At 71.4% G+C, this 21,076-nt stretch carries 17 protein-coding genes; all 17 read right to left on the bottom strand.

Annotated elements, in window-relative coordinates:
- Positions 1–165: 165 nt before the first annotated feature.
- The 17 genes from ftsA to Q8X39_RS03690 all read right to left on the bottom strand — a co-directional run bounded on the left by ftsA (position 166) and on the right by Q8X39_RS03690 (position 21,027).
- Positions 166–1,392, bottom strand: coding sequence for a cell division protein FtsA (gene ftsA, locus Q8X39_RS03770; RefSeq protein WP_305748310.1), 1,227 nt, complete (start codon positions 1,390–1,392; stop codon positions 166–168).
- 44 nt (positions 1,393–1,436) lie between these two features.
- Positions 1,437–2,273, bottom strand: a complete 837-nt coding sequence (locus tag Q8X39_RS03765) for a cell division protein FtsQ/DivIB (RefSeq protein WP_305748309.1) — start codon at positions 2,271–2,273, stop codon at positions 1,437–1,439.
- 24 nt (positions 2,274–2,297) lie between these two features.
- Positions 2,298–3,374 carry a D-alanine--D-alanine ligase gene (locus Q8X39_RS03760; protein ID WP_305748308.1) on the bottom strand — a complete coding sequence of 359 codons (1,077 nt, stop codon included), beginning with the start codon at positions 3,372–3,374 and terminating at the stop codon, positions 2,298–2,300.
- A complete protein-coding gene (gene murC / locus Q8X39_RS03755; RefSeq protein WP_305748307.1) occupies positions 3,371–4,783 on the bottom strand; it encodes a UDP-N-acetylmuramate--L-alanine ligase in 1,413 nt (470 codons plus the stop codon). Before murC ends, Q8X39_RS03760 begins: the two co-directional genes overlap by 4 nt.
- The gene (murG, locus tag Q8X39_RS03750; protein WP_305748306.1) at positions 4,780–5,931 is read right to left on the bottom strand and encodes an undecaprenyldiphospho-muramoylpentapeptide beta-N-acetylglucosaminyltransferase; all 1,152 of its coding nucleotides are present in this window, start codon (positions 5,929–5,931) and stop codon (positions 4,780–4,782) included. Before murG ends, murC begins: the two co-directional genes overlap by 4 nt.
- Positions 5,928–7,283: a putative lipid II flippase FtsW gene (gene ftsW / locus Q8X39_RS03745; RefSeq protein WP_305748305.1), complete on the bottom strand. Its 1,356-nt coding sequence runs from the start codon at positions 7,281–7,283 to the stop codon at positions 5,928–5,930. Before ftsW ends, murG begins: the two co-directional genes overlap by 4 nt.
- Complete coding sequence (locus Q8X39_RS03740; protein WP_305748304.1) at positions 7,280–9,220, bottom strand: Mur ligase family protein; 1,941 nt, start codon at positions 9,218–9,220, stop codon at positions 7,280–7,282. Before Q8X39_RS03740 ends, ftsW begins: the two co-directional genes overlap by 4 nt.
- Positions 9,217–10,398, bottom strand: a complete 1,182-nt coding sequence (gene mraY / locus Q8X39_RS03735) for a phospho-N-acetylmuramoyl-pentapeptide-transferase (protein ID WP_305748303.1) — start codon at positions 10,396–10,398, stop codon at positions 9,217–9,219. The genes Q8X39_RS03740 and mraY overlap by 4 nt, the downstream gene beginning before the upstream one ends.
- Positions 10,388–11,911, bottom strand: coding sequence for a UDP-N-acetylmuramoyl-tripeptide--D-alanyl-D-alanine ligase (locus Q8X39_RS03730; protein ID WP_305748302.1), 1,524 nt, complete (start codon positions 11,909–11,911; stop codon positions 10,388–10,390). The genes mraY and Q8X39_RS03730 overlap by 11 nt, the downstream gene beginning before the upstream one ends.
- A complete protein-coding gene (locus Q8X39_RS03725) occupies positions 11,908–13,485 on the bottom strand; it encodes a UDP-N-acetylmuramoyl-L-alanyl-D-glutamate--2,6-diaminopimelate ligase (protein ID WP_305748301.1) in 1,578 nt (525 codons plus the stop codon). Before Q8X39_RS03725 ends, Q8X39_RS03730 begins: the two co-directional genes overlap by 4 nt.
- Positions 13,485–15,386: a peptidoglycan D,D-transpeptidase FtsI family protein gene (locus tag Q8X39_RS03720; protein ID WP_305748300.1), complete on the bottom strand. Its 1,902-nt coding sequence runs from the start codon at positions 15,384–15,386 to the stop codon at positions 13,485–13,487. The genes Q8X39_RS03725 and Q8X39_RS03720 overlap by 1 nt, the downstream gene beginning before the upstream one ends.
- Positions 15,383–15,739 carry a cell division protein FtsL gene (ftsL, locus tag Q8X39_RS03715; protein ID WP_305748299.1) on the bottom strand — a complete coding sequence of 119 codons (357 nt, stop codon included), beginning with the start codon at positions 15,737–15,739 and terminating at the stop codon, positions 15,383–15,385. Before ftsL ends, Q8X39_RS03720 begins: the two co-directional genes overlap by 4 nt.
- Positions 15,736–16,707 (bottom strand): 16S rRNA (cytosine(1402)-N(4))-methyltransferase RsmH, encoded by a 972-nt coding sequence (rsmH, locus tag Q8X39_RS03710; RefSeq protein ID WP_305748298.1) that lies wholly within the window; start codon positions 16,705–16,707, stop codon positions 15,736–15,738. The genes ftsL and rsmH overlap by 4 nt, the downstream gene beginning before the upstream one ends.
- A 5-nt stretch (positions 16,708–16,712) precedes the next feature.
- Positions 16,713–17,153 carry a division/cell wall cluster transcriptional repressor MraZ gene (locus tag Q8X39_RS03705; RefSeq protein ID WP_305748297.1) on the bottom strand — a complete coding sequence of 147 codons (441 nt, stop codon included), beginning with the start codon at positions 17,151–17,153 and terminating at the stop codon, positions 16,713–16,715.
- A gap of 387 nt (positions 17,154–17,540) precedes the next feature.
- On the bottom strand, positions 17,541–18,602 hold the full coding sequence (locus Q8X39_RS03700; protein ID WP_305748296.1) for a carbonic anhydrase: 1,062 nt from the start codon (positions 18,600–18,602) through the stop codon (positions 17,541–17,543).
- A 169-nt stretch (positions 18,603–18,771) separates the two neighbouring features.
- Positions 18,772–19,995: a multidrug effflux MFS transporter gene (locus Q8X39_RS03695; protein WP_407067967.1), complete on the bottom strand. Its 1,224-nt coding sequence runs from the start codon at positions 19,993–19,995 to the stop codon at positions 18,772–18,774.
- A gap of 63 nt (positions 19,996–20,058) precedes the next feature.
- The gene (locus tag Q8X39_RS03690; RefSeq protein WP_305748760.1) at positions 20,059–21,027 is read right to left on the bottom strand and encodes a DMT family transporter; all 969 of its coding nucleotides are present in this window, start codon (positions 21,025–21,027) and stop codon (positions 20,059–20,061) included.
- Positions 21,028–21,076: the final 49 nt, after the last annotated feature.

The raw sequence follows: 21,076 nt of genomic DNA, 5'->3' as shown, positions 1-21,076 counted from the left end.
GCGAGGTCCTGACTGACTTCTTCTTGTCGTCCGTCCCGGTGATGCCCGCGTCGCAGAACCTGCGCGGTCCACCGTGGCGACCGTCCTGCCGGGGCAGGGGCGGTGCGCCCTGTGTGTGTGATCGGTTCATCGGGTCGTGGCCTCCCCCCACGTGCTCGTCATCGATCAGAAACTCTTGAGGAACCAGTCGCGCGCCTTGCCCAGCCAGCCGCCGGTCTGGCCCGACTGCGCCGCCTTGATGCCGCGCGCCCGCGCCAGCCGGGCCTCTTCGAGCAGGCCCATCACGGTGGCCGCGCGCGGGTGCGCGACCATGTCGTAGAGCGCCCCGCCGTACAGCGGCACGCCCTTGCGGACCGGCTTCAGGAAGATGTCCTCGGCCAGCTCGACCATGCCGGGCATGACCGCGCTGCCGCCGGTCAGCACGATGCCGCTGGACAGCAGCTCCTCGCAGCCGCTCTCGCGGATGACCTGGTGGACCAGCGAGAAGATCTCCTCGACGCGCGGCTCGATCACGCCGGCCAGCGCCTGGCGGCTGAGCATGCGCGGCGGCCGGTCGCCCAGGCCCGGCACCTCCAGCTGCTCGGACGGATCGGCCAGCAGCTGCTTGGCCACGCCGTGCTCGACCTTGATCTCCTCGGCGTCCTTGGTCGGCGTGCGCAGCGCCATCGCGATGTCGCTGGTGATCAGGTCGCCGGCGATCGGGATGACCGCGGTGTGGCGCACCGCGCCGTCGGTGTAGATCGACACGTCGGTCGTGCCCGCGCCGATGTCGACCAGCGCCACGCCCAGGTCGCGCTCGTCGGGCGTGAGCACCGCGAGGCTCGACGCGCTGGGGTTGAGCACCAGGTGGTCGACCTCCAGGCCGCAGCGGCGCACGCACTTGACGATGTTCTCGGCCGCGCTCTGCGCGCCGGTGACGATGTGGACCTTGACCTCCAGCCGTCCGCCGCTCATGCCCACCGGCTCGCGCACCTCGTGGCCGTCGATGACGAATTCCTGCGGCTCGACCAGCAGCAGGCGCAGGTCACCGGGGATGTTGATGGCCTTGGCCGTCTCGACCACGCGGGCGACGTCGAAGGCGGTGACCTCCTTGTCGCGCACGATCACCATGCCGGTCGAGTTCTGGCCGCGCACATGGCTGCCGGTGATGCCGGTGTAGACGCGGCCGATGCGGCAGTCGGCCATCATCTCGGCCTCCTTCAGCGCCTGCTGGATGCTCTGCACCGTCGCGTCGATGTTGACGACCACGCCGCGCTTGAGGCCGCTCGAATTGGCCACGCCCAGCCCTGCCACGCGCAGCTCGCCGTCGTGCTGGACCTCGGCCACCACCGCCATCACCTTGGCGGTGCCGATGTCCAGTCCGACGATGAGGTCCTTGTATTCCTTGGCCATGTTGTTCCTTGTCCGTTCCGGTGTGCGGTCGTGCGGGGCGCGCCTCAGCGCCGCCGCAACGTGCCCGCCGTCGCGGGTTCCTTGGTGCCCAGGCCGAGCAGTTGCAGGGCGTAGCCGTCGCGGTGGCGCAGGTCGGCATGCACGACCGGGCGCTGCTCGAACTGCGCGCTGACCTGTCGCACGCTCAGCGCGAAGCGCCGGGCCCGCTGCACCACCTCGTCGACGTCGCCACGGCCGATCTCGATCACGGCGTCAGCCTTGTCCAGCCGGGCCTGCCAGCTGCCGCCGTCCGACAGCGCCAGGCGCACGATGCGCGCGCCCATCGGCGCGAACTCGGGCTGCAGGCGTTGCCACATCGCCCAGACCTGTGGCGCGCTCTCGGCACCCGGTCCGCGCAAGGTCGGAAGTTCGTCGTCCTCCAGGTCGCCGAGGTTGACCTCGAAGACCTCGCCGAAGCGGTTGACCAGGTGCGGATCGCCCTCGGGCCGCTCCCAGTAGGCCACCGGCACATGCTCTTCCAGGCTGACCACCAGGCGCTGCGGCCAGACCCGCCGGACCTGCGCATGGCGCACCCAGGGCAGGTCCTCGAAGGCCGCCTTGGCCGCCATGAGGTCCATGTCGAAGTAGCCGCCCTTGAGCCGCGGCAGCACCTGCGTGGCCAGCGCGGCGGTGCGGGTGTGCGCGACCTCGCCGACCAGCTGGATCTCGCGCAGCGCGAAGGCCGGCCGGCGCATCGCCCAGGCCAGGGCGCTGACCAGCACCGCCAGCAGCGCGACACCCAGCAGCAGCCCGGCACCGACGCGCATCAGCCGCACGTCGCCGGGCAGCGTCGCGGGGTCGATGGCGCGCTCGGGGCGCTGCAGGGTGGCGGCGGGGTTCATCGTGTCGATCGGACCTGTGCCGCGTCAGGCCGCCGCAGCCGGGGCTGCGGTCGGGTTGTCCAGCCGTGCCATCGCGAGGATGCGCAGGCACAGCGTCTCGTAGTCCATGCCGGCCGCGCGGGCCGACATCGGCACCAGCGAATGGCCGGTCATGCCGGGCGAGGTGTTCATCTCCAGCAGCAGCGGCTGCTGGTCGGACGCGCGCAGCATCAGGTCCGCCCGGCCCCAGCCACGGCAGCCCAGGCTGCGGTAGGCGGCCAGCGTCAGGCGCTGCACCTCGGCTTCCAGCGCCGGGTCCAGGCCGCTCGGGCAGAGGTACTGCACCTCGTCGGTGAAATACTTGTTCTGGTAGTCGTAGCCGGCCGCCGGCGGGACGATGCGGATGACCGGCAGCGCGACCGCGTCGCGGCCCTCGCCCAGCACCGGGCAGGTCAGCTCGGCACCGTCGACGAAGGCCTCGCACAGCACGTCGGCGTCGTAGCGCGCGGCCAGCTGGACGGACGGCACCATCGCGGCCCGGTCGCGCACCACGCTGACGCCGATCGACGAGCCCTCGCGCGGCGGCTTGACCACCAGCGGCAGGCCCAGCGTGTCGGCCACCGACAGCATGTGGGCCGCGTCGACCTCGTCGGGCGCCAGCCGGGCCCAGGCCGGCGTGGCCAGGCCCTCGGCCTGCCACAGGCGCTTGGTCATGACCTTGTCCATCGCGATGGCCGAGGCCATGACGCCGGACCCGGTGTACGGGATGTGCAGCAGCTCCAGCGCGCCCTGGACCGCACCGTCCTCGCCGTGGCGGCCGTGCAGGGCGATGAAGCAGCGCTCATAGCCCTCGCGCTTGAGGTCGATCAGTTCGCGCTCGGACGGGTCGAAGGCATGCGCGTCCACGCCGCGCGAGCGCAGCGCCTGCAGCACGCCGCCGCCGCTCATCAGCGAGACCTCGCGCTCGGCCGAGTCGCCGCCCATCAGCACGGCGACCTTGCCCAGCGCGTGGCCAGCCCCTCGACCGGCGGGTACGCCGGTCGATCCCCCGAGGGGTTGCGGATCGGCCTGGGAGCGGCCCGGCGCCCGGCCCGCGTCCGCGTTGAACGGGTCCGGGTTCATGCGCGCTCCTTCAGCAGCTCGACCACCTTGGCCGGCACGGCGCCGATCGAGCCCGCGCCCATGGCGATCACCACGTCGCCCGGCTGGGCCTGCTCGACGATGGCCTGCGGCAGCGCCGCGACGTCGTCGATGAACAGCGGATCGACCTTGCCGGCCACGCGCAGCGCACGCGCCAGGCTGCGGCCGTCGGCGGCCACGATCGGCGCCTCGCCGGCGGCGTAGACCTCGGTCAGCCAGATCGCGTCGGCCGTGCCCATGACCTTGACGAAGTCCTCGAAGCAGTCGCGCGTGCGGGTGTAGCGGTGCGGCTGGAAGGCCAGCACCAGCCGGCGGCCCGGGAAGGCGCCGCGCGCGGCCGAGACCACCGCCGCCATCTCGACCGGGTGGTGGCCGTAGTCGTCGATCAGCGTGAAGTGGCCCGCGCCGCTCGCGCACGCCAGGTCACCCCAGCGCTGGAAGCGCCGGCCCACGCCGCTGAACTGGGCCAGCGCGGCGACGATGGGCTCGTCGGGCAGCTCCAGTTCGGTCGCCACGGCGATGGTTGCCAGCGCGTTGCGCACGCTGTGCTCGCCGGGCAGGTTGAGCGTGATGGCCAGGTCGGGCAGCACCACGCCGTTGCGGCGCTGGCAGGTGAACTGCATCTGGCCGCCGGGCAGCGCGACCACGTCGACCGCACGCACCTGCACGTCCTCGCCGAGGCCGTAGGTGATGACCGGGCGCGAGATCATCGGGATGATCGAGCGCACGCCCGGGTCGTCGCCGCACAGCACCGCCGCGCCGTAGAAGGGCATCTTGTGCAGGAAGTCGACGAAGGCCTGCTTGAGCCGGGCGAAGTCGTGGCCGTAGGTGTCCATGTGGTCGGCGTCGATGTTGGTGACGACCGACAGCACCGGCAGCAGGTTGAGGAAGGACGCATCGCTCTCGTCGGCCTCGACCACGATGTAGTCGCCCGAGCCGAGCGCCGAGTTCGCGCCGGCCGCGTTGAGCTTGCCGCCGATCACGAAGGTCGGGTCCAGCCCGGCCTCGGCCAGCACGCTGGTGACCAGCGAGGTGGTGGTCGTCTTGCCGTGCGTGCCGGCGATCGCGATGCCCTGCTTCAGCCGCATCAGCTCGGCCAGCATGACCGCGCGCGGCACCACCGGGATGCGGGCGGCGCGGGCGGCGATGACCTCGGGGTTGTCGCCCTTCACCGCCGTGGACGTGACCACCGCCTGCGCCCCGGCGATGTGGGTCGCGTCATGGCCGATGTGGATGCGGATGCCCAGTTCGGCCAGCCGCCGCGTAACCGCGCCGTCGGCCTGGTCCGAGCCCGACACGGCATAGCCGAGGTTGTGCAGGATCTCGGCGATGCCGGACATGCCGGCGCCACCGACGCCCACAAAATGAATCTTCTTGACTGCGTGTTTCATGCAGCCTCCTTCCGGGCCACCAGGGCCTCGATCTCGTCGGCCACGCGCTGGGCGGCGCGCGGCTGGACCAGCGCGCGGGCGCGCTCGGCCTGTTGTTGCAGGGTGGCGCGGTCCAGCGTGCGCAGCAGGCCGGCCAGGCGCTCGGGCGTGAAGTCAGCCTGCGGCAGGTGGGTGCCGGCCTGCTGGTTGGCCAGCCAGGCCGCGTTGTCACGCTGGTGCGAGGTGGTCGAGACGACCAGCGGCACCAGCACGCTGGCGACGCCGGCGGCGCACAGCTCGCTGACGGTGATGGCACCGGCCCGGCAGACGATCAGGTCGCAATCGGCCAGCTGGCGCGGCATGTCGTCGATGAAGGGACGGACGATGACATCGGTTCCGGCCGGATCGAGCGGATCGACCGGGTCATCGGCCAGGTCGCGGGTGGCGATGCCGACCTGCGCATAGGCCGCGCGCACCGCGTCGGCATGGGCCACGCCGGTCTGGTGGACCACCCGCGGCCGCTCGGCCGGCGACAGCAGCGCCAGTGCCTGCGGCAGCGTGCGGTTGAGCACCTGCGCGCCCAGGCTGCCACCGACCACCAGCAGGCGCAGCGGGCCGCGGCGCGCGCCGTAGCGTTGCGCGGGCGGCGCGAGGGCCTCGATCTCGGCGCGCACCGGGTTGCCGGTCACGATCGCACGCGGCAGCGCGCGGGCCGCAGCGCCGTCGAAGCCGAAGGCGATGCGGTCGGCCCAGCGCGACAGCGCGCGGTTCGACAGCAGCAGGGCCGCATCGGCGTTGACCAGCACCAGCGGACGGCGCAGCAGCCGCGTCACCAGGCCGCCGGGCACGCAGACATAGCCGCCCATGCCCAGCACCGCGCTGGCGCCGCGCCGGCGCAGGATGCCCAGGCACTGGACCAGGCTCCACAGCAGCTGCACGGCGCCGCGCAGCATGCCGACCCAGCCCTTGCCGCGAAGGCCGGCGAAGGCGATGCGGTCGAGCGGGATGCCGCTCGGCGGCACCAGGCGGTTCTCCATGCCCGCGGGCGTGCCCAGCCAGCTGACCGACCAGCCACGCTGGCTCATGACCTGAGCCACCGCCAGGCCGGGCATGACATGGCCTCCGGTGCCGGCAGCCATGATGACGAGGTGACGCGCGGCGCGGCTCATGCCCTGCCCCCGCCGAGTCCGCCGCCACGCATCAGCTGGCGGTTCTCCATGTCCACCCGCAGCACCACGGCCAGTGCGACCACGCCCATCACGATGGCCGATCCGCCATAGCTCAGCAGCGGCAGCGTCAGGCCCTTGGTCGGCAGCACGCCGAGGTTGACGCCCATGTTGATGAAGGTCTGGCCACCGATCCACACGCCGATGCCCTGCGCGGTCAGGCCGGCGAAGACGCGGTCCAGCGCGATGGCCTGGCGGCCGATCACGAAGATGCGGCGCACCAGCCAGAAGAAGGCCAGGATCACGGCAGCGACGCCGACCAGGCCGAGTTCCTCGCCGATCACCGCGAGCAGGAAGTCGGTGTGGGCTTCAGGCAGGTAGTGCAGCTTCTCGACCGAGGAGCCCAGCCCCTGGCCGGTCCACTCGCCGCGCCCGAAGGCGATCAGCGAATGCGTCAGCTGGTAGCCCTTGCCCTGCGCGTACTTCTCGTCCCACGGGTTCAGGTAGGCCAGGATGCGTTCGCGGCGCACATCGTTGAAGGTGATCATCAGCACGAAGCTGCCCACCAGCACCGCGCTGATGATGAGGAACATGCGGCCGTTGACGCCCCCCAGGAACAGGATGCCGATCGCGATCAGCGCGATCACGATGAAGGCGCCCATGTCCGGTTCGGCCAGCAGCAGCACACCGACGAAGCCCAGCGCGATGGCCATGGGCAGCACCGCACGGGTGAAGCTTTCCTTGACGTCCATCTTGCGGACCATGTAGTTGGCCGCGTACATGGCCATGGCCAGCTTGGCCAGCTCGCTGGGCTGGAAGTTCAGGACGCCCAGCGGAATCCAGCGCCGCGAGTTGTTGACCACCTTGCCGACGAAGGGCAGCAGCACCGCCACCAGCAGCACCAGCGCGACGATGAACAACCACGGCGCCCAGCGCTCCCAGACCCGCATCGGCAAGGTCGACACGGCGGCGGCGGCCACCAGCGCCAGGCCGATCGACATCAGGTGGCGGATCAGGAAATGGGTCGGCGAATAGGCCGCGAACTTGGGGTTGTCGGGCAGCTGGATCGAGGCCGAATAGACCATCACCGTGCCCAGGGCCAGCAAGCCGACCACGACCCACACCAAGGCCATGTCGAAGCCGACCCAGCGGGTCGGCTGGCCCGAGGCGTCCCAGCCGCGCGCACCGTCCTTGCCGCCGACATCGCCGCGCAACAGACCAAGCAGGCTGCCCGCACCGGCGGCCAGGCGGGCCAGCAGCGACGGCCGTTCGACCTCGCGGGTCGCGCGGTTGGCGGGTGCCGCCGGACGACGCCCGAACAGCGCACCGAGGCGGCTGATGACGGAGACGTTCATGCGCCGTACTCCCCGCGTTCCTCGGCCAGCGCGGCCACCGTGTCGGCGAAGACCTGGGCGCGGTGGGCGTAGTTGCGGAACATGTCCAGGCTGGCACAGGCCGGACTCAGCAGCACCGCGTCACCGGCGCGGCATTGCGCGAAGCACCAGCGGGTCGCCGCTTCGAGGGTGTCGAAGCGGGCCATCGGCAGCGAGGAGGCGGCCACCGTGTCGGCCAGCATCGCCTCGATCGCCGCCGCATCGCGGCCGATCAGCGCCACGGCCCGCGCATGCGCGGCCACGGCCGGCGCCAGCGGCGAGAAGTCCTGGCCCTTGCCGTCGCCCCCGAGGATGACGGCGAGCTTCGCCGGCGACTTGTCCGGACCCAGGCCGTTCAGCGCGGCCACGGTGGCGCCGACGTTGGTGCCCTTGCTGTCGTCGTAGGCCTCGATGCCGTCGACGCTGCGCAGGAATTCGACCCGGTGCGGTTCGCCGCGGTATTCGCGCAGGCCGTGCAGCATCGGTGCCAGCGGCAGACCGGCGGCACGGGCCAGCGCCAGCGCGGCCAGCGCGTTGGCGGCGTTGTGGCGACCGCGGATGCGCAGCGCGTCGGCCGGCATCAGGCGCTGCAGCGACAGCTCGTCCGGATCGAAGGCGGCCGCAGCGCGCTTGGCTGTCGCTTCATCGAGCGGATCGCCGGGGTGCGCGCGCACCAGCCAGGCCATGCCGTGCTCGACCACCAGGCCCCAGTCGCCCGGACGGCGCGGCCGGTCCAGGCCGAACAGCACGGTGCGGCGCGGCTGCCACTTCGGGCCCTTGGACTTGACCGGCTTGCCGGCCTTGTTGAGCTCGGGCGGCGGCGGCTGCGGGACCATGGCCAGCACGGCGGCATCGTCACGGTTGAGGACCATCACGGCCTGCTTGCCGAAGATGCGTGCCTTGGCCGCCGCATAGGCCGCCATGTCGCCGTGCCAGTCCAGGTGGTCCTGCGTGACGTTGAGCACCGCCGCCGAGGTCGGCTCGAAGTTCGTGACGCCATCGAGCTGGAAGCTCGACAGCTCCAGCACCCAGGCCTGCGGCAGGTGCGCGAACTCGGGCGCCGGCGGCGGCGGCGGGACCAGGTGCGGCGGCGGACCGCCGCCACCGATCTCGGCGGCCAGGTCCTCGGCCGGTGGCGCGTCGGCAGGGCCATCGGACTCGGCGTCGACCGATGCGTCGGGCGCGTCAGCCTCGTCAGGCTCCGGTCCCTCGTCGTCGACGTCCTCGACCGGATCGGAGGTCTGGATCGCGTCGGCAGGGTCGGCCGGAGCGTTGGCCTGGTCGTCGGCCTGGTCTTCGGCCTGGACATCGACCTGCGCATCCAGCGGTGACGGCGTCGCCTCGGCCTCGGCATCGGCATCCGCATCGGCCCCGGCATCGACATCTGGCAGCGCCGCCGCTTCTGCATCCAGCGCCGCGCCCAGCGTGTCCAGCAGGGTCGGGCCGATGTTGCCGGCCACGGCCACGCGCAGGCCGGCACGTTCGACCAGCAGCGCGGTCAGCGAGGTGGTGGTGGTCTTGCCGTTGGTGCCGGTGATGGCGATGACCTTGGGCGCATAGCCGCACTCGGCCTTCAGGTCGGCCAGCGCGTGCGCAAACAGGCTCAGCTCGCCCAGCACCAGCAGGCCACGCTGCTCGGCAGCCTCGATCAGCGCGGCCATGGCCGGATCCAGCGGCGACAGGCCGGGGCTCTTGAGCACGAGCTTCAGGCCATCCTCGATCAGCGCGGGCGTGAACGGGCCGCAGCGCAGTTCCGCACCGGGCACGTCCTCGGCCAGACGCTGCGCCTGCGGTGGCGCCTCCCGGCTGTCGGCCACCACGATGCGCGCAGCCCCGCAACGACGCGCCCAGCGCGCCATCGCCAGGCCGGAGTCGCCCAGGCCCAGCACGAGGATGGGGAGGTTGCGCAGGAAGTTCATCGCAGCTTGAGGGACGACAGTCCCACGAGGCACAGCAGCATCGTGATGATCCAGAAGCGCACGACCACCTGGGTCTCTTCCCAGCCCTTCTTCTCGAAGTGGTGGTGCAGCGGCGCCATCAGCAGGATGCGGCGACCCTGGCCGTACTTCTTCTTCGTGTACTTGAAGTAGGACACCTGGGCCATGACCGAGAGGGCCTCGACCACGAAGATGCCGCCCATGATGCCGAGCACGATTTCCTGCCGCACGATGACCGCGATCGTGCCCAGCGCGCCGCCCAGCGCCAGCGCGCCGACGTCGCCCATGAAGACCTGCGCCGGGTAGGCGTTGAACCACAGGAAGGCCAGCCCCGCGCCGGCCATGGCGGCGCAAAAGATCAGCAGCTCGCCGGCACCGGGGATGTAGGGCAGCAGCAGGTACTTCGAGAACACCGCGTTGCCGGTCACGTAGGCGAACAGGCCCAGCGCCGAGCCGACCAGCACCACCGGCATGATGGCCAGGCCGTCCAGGCCGTCGGTCAGGTTGACCGCGTTGCTCGCGCCGACGATCACGAAGTAGGTCAGGAAGATGAAGCCGAACACGCCCAGCGGGTAGCTGACGGTCTTGAAGAAGGGCACGATCAGGTCGGCCTTGGGCGGCAGGTTGTTCGAGAAGCCCGAGCCGATCCAGCGCCAGAACAGCTCCAGCACGCGCAGGTTGCTGGACTCCGAGACGCTGAAGGCGAGGTAGAGCGCCGCGACCAGGCCGATCAGCGACTGCCACAGGTACTTCTCGCGCGAGGCCATGCCCTCGGGGTTCTTGTTGACGACCTTGCGCCAGTCGTCGACCCAGCCGATCGCGCCGAAGCCGAAGGTCACCAGCATCACGATCCAGACGAAGCGGTTGCTCCAGTCGAACCACAGGACCGTGGAGATGGCGATCGACAGCAGGATCAGCACGCCGCCCATCGTCGGCGTGCCGGTCTTGACCAGGTGGCTCTCGACGCCATAGGCGCGCACCGGCTGGCCGATCTTCAGCTCGGTCAGGCGCCGGATCACCCACGGGCCGAAGGCCAGGCCGAGCAGCAGCGCGGTCATGGCCGACATCACCGCACGGAAGGTGAGGTACTGGAAGACCCGCAGGAAGCCCAGCGTGTCGGGGTCGAGGGCCTGAAGCCAGGCGGCGAGGCTAACGAGCATCTTGTTGTTCTCCTGCCGTTCCTGAGGACGCGGCGGCCCGGGCGCGCAGCGCCGCGACCACCTTTTCCATGGCCATGAAGCGCGAGCCCTTGACCAGCACCGAGGCGGCGGCCGGGCCGTCGCGGACCGGGTCGGCCAACACGGCCAATGCGGCCAGCAGCGCGGCGGTGTCGTCGTGGTGGCTCACCGCCTGAGCCTGCGCACCGGCATGCTGCGCCGCATGACGCACATCCCGCTGACCGACCCGCTCCGCGTAGGCCCGTGCCGCCTCGGCCGCCAGCGTGCCGGCGGTCCAGAGGTGCTCGATGCCACGCTCGGCGGCGAGCGCGCCGACCTCGGCATGGAAGGCCGGGCCCTGGTCACCGACCTCGCCCATGTCGCCCAGCAGCAGCCAGCGCGGCGCGGGCAGCGCAGCCAGCACCTCGATGGCCGCACGCATCGAATCGGGGTTGGCGTTGTAGCTGTCATCGATCAGCGTGACCGCTCGGCCGCCCCAGTCGAGCCGGGAGACCTGCGAGCGGCCCTTGACCGCCGCGAAGCCAGCCAGGCCACGCTGGATCGCCTCGGCTGGACAGCCGGCCGCCAGCGCACAGGTGGCGGCGGCCAGCGCGTTCTTGACGTTGTGGCGGCCGGCCACCGCCAGCGCCATGTCCATGCGGCCGGCCGGCGTGTCGAAGCGGGCCTGCCAGTGGTCACCGGCCCAGTCGGCATGGGCGAGGCAGTCGGCCTGCACGCCGGCCGCAGCAGCCTCGTCGGCCAGCGCGAAGGTCAGCACGCGGCGCGCACCGGCCAGCGTGCGCCAGATCGGCGTGTGGGTCTCGTCGGCCGGGAAGACCGCCGTGCCGTCGGCCGGCAGCGCGGCGATGGCGCAACCGTTCTCGCGCGCGACGGCCTCGACCGTGTGCATGAACTCCTGGTGCTCGCGCTGCGCGTTGTTGACCAGTGCGACGGTGGGCTGCGCGATCGCGGCCAGCTCGGCGATCTCGCCCGGATGGTTCATGCCGAGTTCGACCACCGAGGCGCGGTGCGTCTCGCGCAGCGCCAGCAGCGTCAGCGGCACCCCGATGTGGTTGTTGAAGTTGCCGGCGGTGGCATGCGCCGCCTCGCCCTGCCAGGCGCGCAGGATGGCCGCGATCATCTGCGTGACCGTGGTCTTGCCGTTGCTGCCGGTCACGGCGATCAGCGGCAGCGCGAAGCCAGCGCGCCAGGCGGTGGCCAGCGCCTGCAGGCCGGCGAGGCTGTCGGGCACCTCGATGCCGCTCAGGCGGGCCGCCTGCAGGCCACGTTCGGCCAGCGCGGCAACGGCGCCGGCATCGCGCGCCTGGGCGATGAAGTCGTTGGCATCGAAGCGTTCGCCGCGCAGCGCGACGAACAGGTCGCCGGCCTTCAGGGTGCGGGTGTCGCTGTGGGCCCGCAGCAGCGGCGTCGTGCCATCGCCGACCAGCCGGGCCTGCGGGATGCGGCGCTGGATCAGCGCATGAGCCTGCGCCAGCGTGAGCCAGGTCGTCGTCATGCGTCAGCCCTCGCCCGCAGCGCGGCGGCGGCGGTGTCGATGTCGGAATACGGCCGCTTGACGCCGCCAACGTCGAGGGTGTCTTCATGGCCCTTGCCGGCGATCAGCACGACGTCCTCGGGCGCGGCCTCGGCCAGCGCGGCGTGGACGGCCTCGGTCCGGTCGAGCACGGCGCGCACGTGGGGCGCTGCGCCGCAGCCGGCCAGCACCTGGTCGACGATGGCCTGCGGGTCTTCCAGCCGCGAGTTGTCGCTGGTGACGACGACCACGTCGGCCAGCCGCGTGGCGACGTCGCCCATGACCGGGCGCTTGCTCGCGTCGCGGTTGCCACCGCAGCCGAACACGCACCACAGTCGGCCACCCTGGGCATCGGCCACCGGGCGCAGCGCGCCGAGCGCCTTGTCCAGCGCGTCGGCGGTGTGGGCGTAGTCGACCACCACCTGCGGCAGCGCGACGGTGGCATCGACGCGCACACGCTGCATGCGTCCGGGCACCGAGGTGAAGCCGGCCGCCAGTTCCGCGCAGCGCGCCAGCGGCAGGCCCAGCACGCGCAGGCCGCCGATGACGGCCAGCACGTTCGATGCGTTGAAGTGACCGATCAGGTGGGTGCGGACCTCGGCGCGGGTGTCGACGGCCTGCCGCTGGCGGGGCTCGACCGTGCTGGCCTCGTGCACCGTGAAGGCCAGACCGCCGTCGACGTGGTGCAGGTCGGTCGCGCGCAGCCGCGCCGGCAGCGTGCCGAGCGTGTAGGTCCAGATGTCCAGGTCGCCCCGTGCGGCGAGTTCCTCGGCCAGCGCGGCACCGGCGGTGTCGTCGCGGTTGAGCACCGCCGCCTGCAGGCCGGGCCAGTCGAACAGGCGGCGCTTGGCGGCCCAGTAGCTCGCCATGTCGCCGTGGAAGTCGAGGTGGTCGGGCGTGAAGTTGGTGTAGAGCGCCACGCGGATGCGTGCCGCGTCGAGGCGGTGCTCGACGATGCCGATCGACGAGGCCTCCACCGCGCAGGCCGCATAGCCACGGTCGACGAAGCCGCGCAGCGCGCGGTGCAAGGTGACCGGGTCGGGCGTGGTCAGGCCGGTCGCGTGCACGGTCGCATCGGGACGCTGCGCCGAGGGCGGCTCGCCCACGCCGAGCGTGCCGATGACGCCGCAGCGCCGGCCGGCCGCGCCCAGCGCCTGCGCCGTCCACCAGGCCGTCGAGGTCTTGCCGTTGGTGCCGGTGGTGGCGATCAGGTCGAGCCGGTGGCTGGGCTCGCCGTGCCAGCGGTGGGCGAGTTCGCCGGTGGCGGCCTTCAGGCCGGGCAGCGTGGCGATGCGGGCATCGCGGAAGTCATAGGCATCGACGCCGGCCGATTCGACCAGGCAGGCGCTCGCGCCCGCCGCCAGCGCCGCGCCGACGTGGGCGCGGCCATCGGTCGCATGGCCGGGCCAGGCGATGAAGACATCGCCCGGCGCGACCCGGCGGCTGTCGGTCTGCAGCGTCGCGGTCGGGCCGGTGCGCGCGAGCAGCCATGCCAGCGCGGCGTCGACGCCAGCCAGCGTCAGCAGCTCCCGAGAGGTGTCCGGTGCGTGGGCCATCAGTTGGACTCCACCTCGGCCGGCACGGCCACCGAGCGCGCGTAGATCTGCGGCTGCACCGCCAGGTCGGTCGGCTCGCGCAGCGCGCGCAGCGTCTCGTGCACGACCTGGCTGAAGACCGGCGCGGCCACGTCGCCACCGAAGTAGCGGCCGTTGCTGGGCTCGTCGACCATGACCGCGACGATGATGCGCGGAGACGTGATGGGCGCCATGCCGACGAACCAGGCGCGGTACTTGTTGCTCTGGTAGCTGCTGCCTTCCTGCTTGTGCGCGGTGCCGGTCTTGCCGCCGACCGAATAGCCCAGCGTCTGGGCCTTGGGGGCGGTGCCACCCTCGCCGGCCGCCATCTGGAGCATCTTGCGCACCGAACGCGCGATCTCGGGCGTGAAGACCTGGACGCCGTTGGCCTGGACCTCGTTCTTCAGGATCGACACCGGCATCAGCTGGCCGTCGCGTGCGAACACGGTGTAGGCCCGCGCCAGCTGCACCAGCGAGACCGACAGCCCGTAGCCATAGCTCATGGTCGCCTGCTCGATCGGCCGCCAGCTCTTGAACGGTCGCAGCCGGCCGGAGGCCAGTCCGGGGAAAGGCAGCTGCGGCTTCTGGCCCAGGCCGACGCCGTTGAAGACGTCCCACATTTCCTTGGGCTGCATCTGCATGGCCAGCTTGACCGTGCCGACGTTGCTGGACTTCTGGATGATCTGCTCGACCGTCAGCAGGCCATGCGGATGCGAGTCCGAGATGGTCGACCCGCCGATCGAGAGGCGTCCGGGTGCCGTCTGGATCACGGAGTCGGGACGCACCCGGCCGGACTGCATCGACAGCGCGATGACGAAGGGTTTCATCGTCGACCCGGGCTCGAAGGTGTCGGTCAGCGCCCGGTTGCGCAAGGCCCCGCCGGCCAGCGCCTGGCGGTCGCCGGGCACGTAGCTCGGGTAGTTGGCCAGCGCCAGCAGCTCGCCGGTGCGGGTGTCGAGCACGACCACGCTGCCGGACTTGGCCTTGTGTTCCTCGACCGCTTCCTTGACCTTCTGGTAGGCGTAGTACTGGACCTTGGCGTCGATCGACAGCGTGACGTCGGTGCCGTCGACCGGTTCGAGTCCCTCGCCGATGTTCTCGACGATGCGGCCCAGCCGGTCGCGCACGACGCTGCGGCTGCCGGGCCGACCTTCGAGCTGGCCCTGGAAGGTCAGCTCGATGCCCTCCTGGCCCTTCTGCTCGAAGTTGGTGAAGCCGACCACGTGCGCGGCGGCCTCGCCCTCGGGGTACTGGCGACGGAACTCGCGGGCCTGGTGCAGGCCCTTGATGCCCAGCGAGCGCACCTGCTGCGCGACGCTGTCGTCAACCTGGCGGCGCAACCAGACGAAGTTCGGGTTCTCGGCCAGGCGCAGGTTCAGCTCGCGCGGGTTCATGCCCAGCAGCCGCGACAGCGCCTGCAGCTGGCTCGCATCGGCCTTGAAGTCCTTCGGGATCGCCCAGATCGACGGCGCCGGCACGCTGCCAGCCAGCTCGAGCCCGTTGCGGTCGAAGATGCGGCCACGGCTGGGCGGCAGCTCGAAGGTCCGGGCGTAGCGGCTCTCGCCCTGCTTCAGGTAGAAGTCGGTGTTGATGGCCTGGATGTAGACCGCCTTGCCCAGCAGCACCAGGAAGCCCAGGCCGACGCCGAGAACCACCAGCCGCGAACGCCACAGCGGCGTCTTGGCCGCCAGCAGCGGGCTGCTGGCGTACTGGGCCGGATGGCCGACGTTGGCCGCCGCACGCGAGCCGACGTCGCGGCGCGCACCGGGACGGTTGGCCGCGCCACGCGAGAGGCGGGCCGCCGCCAGCCGGCGCAGCCAGGCCGACAGGCGCGAGCCCAGGCCCGACCCGGCGCCTGCGGAACGGCGGTTGCCGCGCGTCATGGCCGCCCTCCGGTGGCCACCACCGACGAAGCCACCGACGAGGCCACCGACGCAGCTCCCTGCGTGGCGGTGGCGGCATGCGCCAGCAGCGGATCGTCGACCTCGACCATCACGCCGGCGCCGGCCGAGCGCATGCCCAGACGCGTCACGGCTTCCTGGCGGACCCGGCCGTTGGCGGCCAGCTCGCGGCGCGCCAGCGTCAGGCGCTCGGCATCGAGTTCGAGCTGGCGGGCCTGCGAGCGCTCGCGTTCAAGCTGCACGAACAGCTGGCGGGAGTGATAGGACGTGCGCACCAGGTAGACCGCGCTGACGACCAGCGCGACCAGCAGCAACAGGTTCAGGCGCGCGGTCATCGGCCAGCCTCTGGCGGCAGCGGCGCATCGGTGCGCTCGGCCACCCGCAGGATCGCCGAGCGGGCGCGCGGGTTGCCCTGCACCTCCTCGTCGCCGGGCTTGATGCGGGCGATCGCGCGCAGCGCCAGCGGCTGGCTGGGCGCATGCGGCATGCGGCGGTCGTAGACCTCCTGGGCATGCCGGGCGATGAAGGTCTTGACGATGCGGTCTTCCAGCGAATGGAAGCTGATGACGACCAGCCGGCCGCCCGGCCTCAGGCGCCGCAGCGACTGCGCCAGCGCACGCTCCAGCTCGTCGAGCTCGCCGTTGACGGCAATGCGCAGCGCCTGGAAGGTGCGCGTGGCCGGGTCCTGGCCGCGCTCGCGGGTCTTGACCACGCTGGCGCACAGGGCTGCCAGCTCGCTGGTGCGGGTTGGCGAACGGCCTTCCTCGCGGCGCGCCACCAGCGCACGTGCCAGCGCGGGGGCGAAGCGCTCCTCGCCGTAGTCGCGGATGACCTCGATCAGCCGCCCCTGCGGCGCGGTGGCGATGAACTCGGCCGCGCTCTGGCCGCGGGTCGGGTCCATGCGCATGTCCAGCGGCCCGTCGAAGCGGAAGCTGAAGCCGCGGTCCGGGTCGTCGATCTGCGGCGAGGACACACCTACGTCCAGCAGCAGGCCGTCGACCTGGGCCAGCCCCAGATCGTCGAGCACGGCGTCGAACTCGGCGTAGCGGGTGTGATGGATCGAGAAGCGCGGGTCGTCGATGCGGCCCTCGCCCTCGCGGGCGTTGGCGATGGCCTCGGGATCGCGGTCGATGGCGATCAGCCGACCCTCGGGCGCCAGCTTCGACAGGATCAGCCGGCTGTGCCCCCCGCGGCCATAGGTGCCATCGACATAGGTGCCCGCGCGCGACTGCACGAGGGCATCGACTGCCTCGTGCAGCAGCACCGTGCGGTGCTGCCCTGGAACGGCGACGGCGGTGGCCATGGGGATCAGAAGGTGAAGTCCTGCAGCGCCTCGGGCATCGGCTGCTGCAGCACGGCGGCCTCGGCGGCGATGTGGCGGGCGGCATCCCACAGCTCGAGGTGGTTGCCCATGCCGATCAGGTGGACGTCGTGGTCGAGGCCGGCGGCGGCCCGCAGTTCAGGCGAGATCAGGACGCGCGAGCCGGAATCGATCTCCACGTCCATCGCGCTGCCCAGGAAGATGCGCTTCCAGCCGGCCGCCGACATCGGCAAGGCCTCGACCTTGGCGCGGAAGGCCTCCCACACCGGTCGCGGGAAGACCATCAGGCAGCCTTCGGGGTGCTTGGTCAGCGTCAGGCGGCTTTCGGCAAGCGACACCAGGACCTCGCGATGACGCGCCGGAACGGTGAGCCGTCCCTTGGCGTCCAGCGCGAGGGCTGAAGTCCCTTGGAAATGAAAGTCCGCCACAAAAACCCACGATAAGACACGTCTACCCACTGTAGCGGAGAAAAAGACACAGGGTCAAGTTGAGCCGTGAGAAATTGCCAATGAAATCAAGCACTTAGCTAGGCCACCCCAATGTGTGACAGTTGCCAAAAAAGCCAGCAAAAAGAACGACTTGCGCTGGCTTGGTGAGGTTGCACTTGAGGTGTTACCCCTCTTGACCGGGCCTTGACAGACGGGCACCCCCCGTGTTCGGCTGAAATCCGTCCAGAAAATGAAAAAACCGACCCTCCGCGAAGAGGATCGGTTGAAAAGCCGAACAGGATCGGCCTGACGGCACCCCGTCGTTCCCGGCTCGGGAACGCGGCCGGCGCCGCCGTCAGCGCAGGAGGAAACGGGTGCGGTTCGCCATCAGTTGGACTCCTTGATCATGCGGTTGGCGGCCGGCTGGATCGGCCGGGCGTTCATCGGGTAGAGGCGGCTGAAGATCGCCAGCTGCTCGCCGGCCACCGTCACCGGCTGCTTGAGGACCATCCACAGCACGCCCTCGCTGCATGGCGGCGTGGTCAGCGATCCCATGTAGGTGAAGTAGCGCCGGTCCTCGGGCAGCAGCTGGGTCAGGTCGAGCGTGCCCATGGCGCGCTGCTCCTCGCGCTTCTCCAGCGGCAGGTTGTTCCAGACCGACTGGATCAGCGGATGCTGGCGGCCCTGCTGCAAGAGCACCGCGACGACGGCCAGCCGGCCCTGCGGATCCTTGTGGACGAGGTGGACGTCCATGTCGAACTGGCGGCCGTTGATGCGCTCCTCGGACGGCCGGTGAAAGTGGAACTGGACCAGGTCGTAGCGACGCCCTCCGACCTCGATCGCGTTGCCGGGCGCAACGTTGACCTGGATGGTGTGGCCGTTGTCGATCACGCCGAAGGGTCCCGGCTGGTAGTCGAAGCGGATCGCCTCCAGCTCGACGTGGATGCCGTCGCGGATGTCGATCGGGCTCTGGCGCTGGCCGCGCGCGCAGGTCGCGAACTCGGGCGCCAGCTCGGCCCAGCCCTCCGGGCCTTCGGCGCCCTGGTAGGACCAGTGCGGCGCGCCGCCGTGGCCGGACGCTGCGTCGGGCACATGGGTCTTGCCGGATGTCGTGGCTCTGGCCGATCGGCCCGACCGGGCCGGCGGCTCGGCCGCGCCGTGGGCACCGCCGGCAGGCGCGCGGGTGTCGGTCTTGACGGTCACGCGCAGCACGGGTGCCGGTGCGGCGGCTCGGGACTGCTGGGCCTCGCGGACCTCGGCAACGCGGCTGGCGAGGCGGTCGCGCAGCTCGTCGAGGCTGACGGCCTTCTGGCCGCCCTTCTCGACGCGCTCGCCAGCCTGGGCACTGGCCGCGCCCAGCATCGGCAGGCCGACGATGGCGCCCAGGAGCAGCGAGCGGGCCAGGTGGCGCAGGAGAAGGACAGGAGGATGGGCGTCAGGCGGGTTCATGCAAGGCTCACGGGTGTGTCGTGTCTGCCTTGATTTCGGCCGCCCGGCCAGTGGACTTGAGCACTTCGGGCGGCGCACCTGACCACGCTGCACGCCGCCGACCGCCTTCCCGCGACAAGTCGAACGGCGGCCCTTCGTCGACAGGGGCCGCGACCGCCTCGGCCGCCGCTCACGGCAGCGGCGCGTCGACCTCGACGGTCTCGCCGGGCCGGGCGGCGCGCGGCTCGGGCAGGGTCGACTGGCGCACCAGCCGGCCTTGCCAGAGCCAGGCCAGCAGGCCGATCAGCATCAGCCCGGCCGAGGCCAGGCTGAGCGCCAGCGCGCTGTGCATCACCAGCGGCGTGAGCACGCCAGCCACCAGCGCGTTGGCCAGGCTGCCGACGGTGGCCTGCAGCGATGAGGCCATGCCGCGCCGCGCCGGCGCCAGGTCCAGCACCATCAGCGTGACCACCGGCACCAGCACCGCCCAGCCCAGGCTGTAGAGCAGGATGGGCGGGAAGGCCCACAGCGGGTGCAGCGGCAAGAGCAGGTTGCCGGCGACGTTCAGGCCGCAGGCGAGCGCCATGATCACGAAGCCCCAGCGGATCTGGCGGCGCGGCGCGATGCGACCGGCCATGCGCCCGCTGGCCACCGCACCGACCATGATCCCGGCGATGGTCGACAGGAAGAACCAGAAGTACTGCTCAGGCCGCAGGCCCATCAGCTCGCCGAGGAAGCTCGGCGCGCCCAGCACGTAGAGGAACATGCCGTTGAAGGGCACGCCGGAAGCCAGCGCCAGCAGCCAGAAGCGGCGGTCGCGGCCCAGCTCGCGGTAGCCGCGCCACAGGTCGGCCACCGACAGCGGCTGGCGGCGCGTCGGCGGCAGGGTCTCGGGCAGCGAGCGCCAGACGCCCAGCCAGATCGCACAACCCACCAGCGTCAGGAAGAAGAACACCGCGCGCCAGTCGCTGTGCACGAACAGCCAGCCGCCGACCATCGGCGCGATCGCCGGGGCGATGCCGAAGAAGATGGTCACCTGCGACATCATCTTCTGGGCCTGCTCGGGTGGGTAGACGTCGCGGATCACCGCGCGCGAGACCACCATGCCGGCGCCGGTGGACATGCCCTGCAAGGCCCGCAGCGCGATCAGCCAGCCGATGTGGTCGGTCAGCGCGCAGCCGAGGCTGGTCAGCGTGAACATCGCGACGCCGGCCAGCACGACCGGGCGGCGGCCCAGCGCATCCGACAGCGCGCCGTGGAACAGGTTCATCAGCGCGAAGCCCAGCAGGTAGGCCGACAGCGTCTGCTGCATCTGGACCGGCGTGGCGCCCAGTGCCGAGGCGATGCCGGCGAAGGCCGGCAGGTAGGTGTCGATCGAGAAGGGCCCGAGCGTGCCCAGGCTGGCCAGCAGCACGGCCTGGGCCCAGCGCGGGGCCTGCCATTCGGTGCGGGGTGCGTCGTTCACATCGGCGTCCGATCAGTCCGGGTGGGCCTGGGCGACCAGCGGCTCGGGCCGCAGACGCAGCGCGGTCAACACGCCGGTCACCAGCAGCGCCACACCCAGCAGCGTCACCGGGCCGGGCGGGTGGCCGCGCAGGATGAAGGCGTAACTGAGGGCGGCCAGGGTCTCGAAGACGATCAGCTGGCCCACCAGCGTGGTCGGCAGGCGCTGGCTGGCCTCGTTCCAGCACAGCGTGCCCAGCCAGGACGCGAGCAGGCCGATGGTCGTCATCAGGCCGATGAAGAAGAGCGGGCGCGGTCCGAACGGCATCTCGAAGGAGCTGCCGCTGGCGCCCATCACGCCCCAGGTCAGCGCATAGCCGAGCACGGCGAGCGGCAGCGTGGCCAGGCCCTGCGCCGTGGCCCAGGTGCTGGGGCTGCGGTCGGGATGGGCGCGCAGCCAGTCGGCGTTGCGCAGCGGATACCAGGTCCAGCAGGCGACCGCGCCGACCGACAGCAGCGCGCCGAGCGCGTAGCGGCCGTGGTCGGCATCCGGATCGGCCCGCAGCGCGGCCAGCTCGACCTGGTTGACGCAGCCGATGCCCGCGGCGATCAGCAGCAGCGAGGGCAGCAGCTGCAGCCACGGCAGCTTGCCGTCGCGCTGCGCGTCGCGCAGGTTGGAGGTGATGGCGATGACCACCGGCAGCGTGCCGATGATCATGGTGGGCAGCGGCCCGCCGGCGCGCTGGATCGCCGCCGACAGGAACAGGTAGTAGATGACGTTGCCGACCAGCGCCAGCCGCAGCGCCTCGCGCCAGTCGGCCCGGCTCAGCTCGCGCAACCGGGCCCGGCCCAGCCAGCCCAGCGGCAACGCGATCAGGCCGAAGGCGAGGTAGCGGCCGAAGGACTGCAGCGCGGCGGGGTACTCGGGCAGCATCAGCGGCCCGACGAAGACGAGCCCCCACATCAGGCCGGCCGCAAGGGCGAACAAGGTTCCGATCAGCATTGCTGCATTGTCCATGCCGGCCCCATGTCAGCCGCCAACCGGGGCTGGC

The organism is Leptothrix discophora (genome assembly GCF_030705305.1).
Classification (GTDB): domain Bacteria; phylum Pseudomonadota; class Gammaproteobacteria; order Burkholderiales; family Burkholderiaceae_C; genus Sphaerotilus; species Sphaerotilus discophorus.
This window is presented reverse-complemented; position numbering and strand designations above follow the sequence as displayed.

What these genes read in the sequence shown, in the direction of transcription:
- Q8X39_RS03730 (WP_305748302.1), bottom strand. Translation starts at nt 11,911, where the DNA reads ATGACGACGACCTGGCTCACGCTGGCGCAGGCTCATGCGCTGATCCAG.
- rsmH (WP_305748298.1), bottom strand. Translation starts at nt 16,707, where the DNA reads ATGGCCACCGCCGTCGCCGTTCCAGGGCAGCACCGCACGGTGCTGCTG.
- ftsW (WP_305748305.1), bottom strand. Translation starts at nt 7,283, where the DNA reads ATGAACGTCTCCGTCATCAGCCGCCTCGGTGCGCTGTTCGGGCGTCGT.
- ftsL (WP_305748299.1), bottom strand. Translation starts at nt 15,739, where the DNA reads ATGACCGCGCGCCTGAACCTGTTGCTGCTGGTCGCGCTGGTCGTCAGC.
- Q8X39_RS03720 (WP_305748300.1), bottom strand. Translation starts at nt 15,386, where the DNA reads ATGACGCGCGGCAACCGCCGTTCCGCAGGCGCCGGGTCGGGCCTGGGC.
- Q8X39_RS03765 (WP_305748309.1), bottom strand. Translation starts at nt 2,273, where the DNA reads ATGAACCCCGCCGCCACCCTGCAGCGCCCCGAGCGCGCCATCGACCCC.
- Q8X39_RS03700 (WP_305748296.1), bottom strand. Translation starts at nt 18,602, where the DNA reads ATGAACCCGCCTGACGCCCATCCTCCTGTCCTTCTCCTGCGCCACCTG.
- murG (WP_305748306.1), bottom strand. Translation starts at nt 5,931, where the DNA reads ATGAGCCGCGCCGCGCGTCACCTCGTCATCATGGCTGCCGGCACCGGA.
- Q8X39_RS03740 (WP_305748304.1), bottom strand. Translation starts at nt 9,220, where the DNA reads ATGAACTTCCTGCGCAACCTCCCCATCCTCGTGCTGGGCCTGGGCGAC.
- murC (WP_305748307.1), bottom strand. Translation starts at nt 4,783, where the DNA reads ATGAAACACGCAGTCAAGAAGATTCATTTTGTGGGCGTCGGTGGCGCC.
- ftsA (WP_305748310.1), bottom strand. Translation starts at nt 1,392, where the DNA reads ATGGCCAAGGAATACAAGGACCTCATCGTCGGACTGGACATCGGCACC.
- Q8X39_RS03725 (WP_305748301.1), bottom strand. Translation starts at nt 13,485, where the DNA reads ATGGCCCACGCACCGGACACCTCTCGGGAGCTGCTGACGCTGGCTGGC.
- Q8X39_RS03760 (WP_305748308.1), bottom strand. Translation starts at nt 3,374, where the DNA reads ATGAACCCGGACCCGTTCAACGCGGACGCGGGCCGGGCGCCGGGCCGC.
- Q8X39_RS03690 (WP_305748760.1), bottom strand. Translation starts at nt 21,027, where the DNA reads ATGCTGATCGGAACCTTGTTCGCCCTTGCGGCCGGCCTGATGTGGGGG.
- mraY (WP_305748303.1), bottom strand. Translation starts at nt 10,398, where the DNA reads ATGCTCGTTAGCCTCGCCGCCTGGCTTCAGGCCCTCGACCCCGACACG.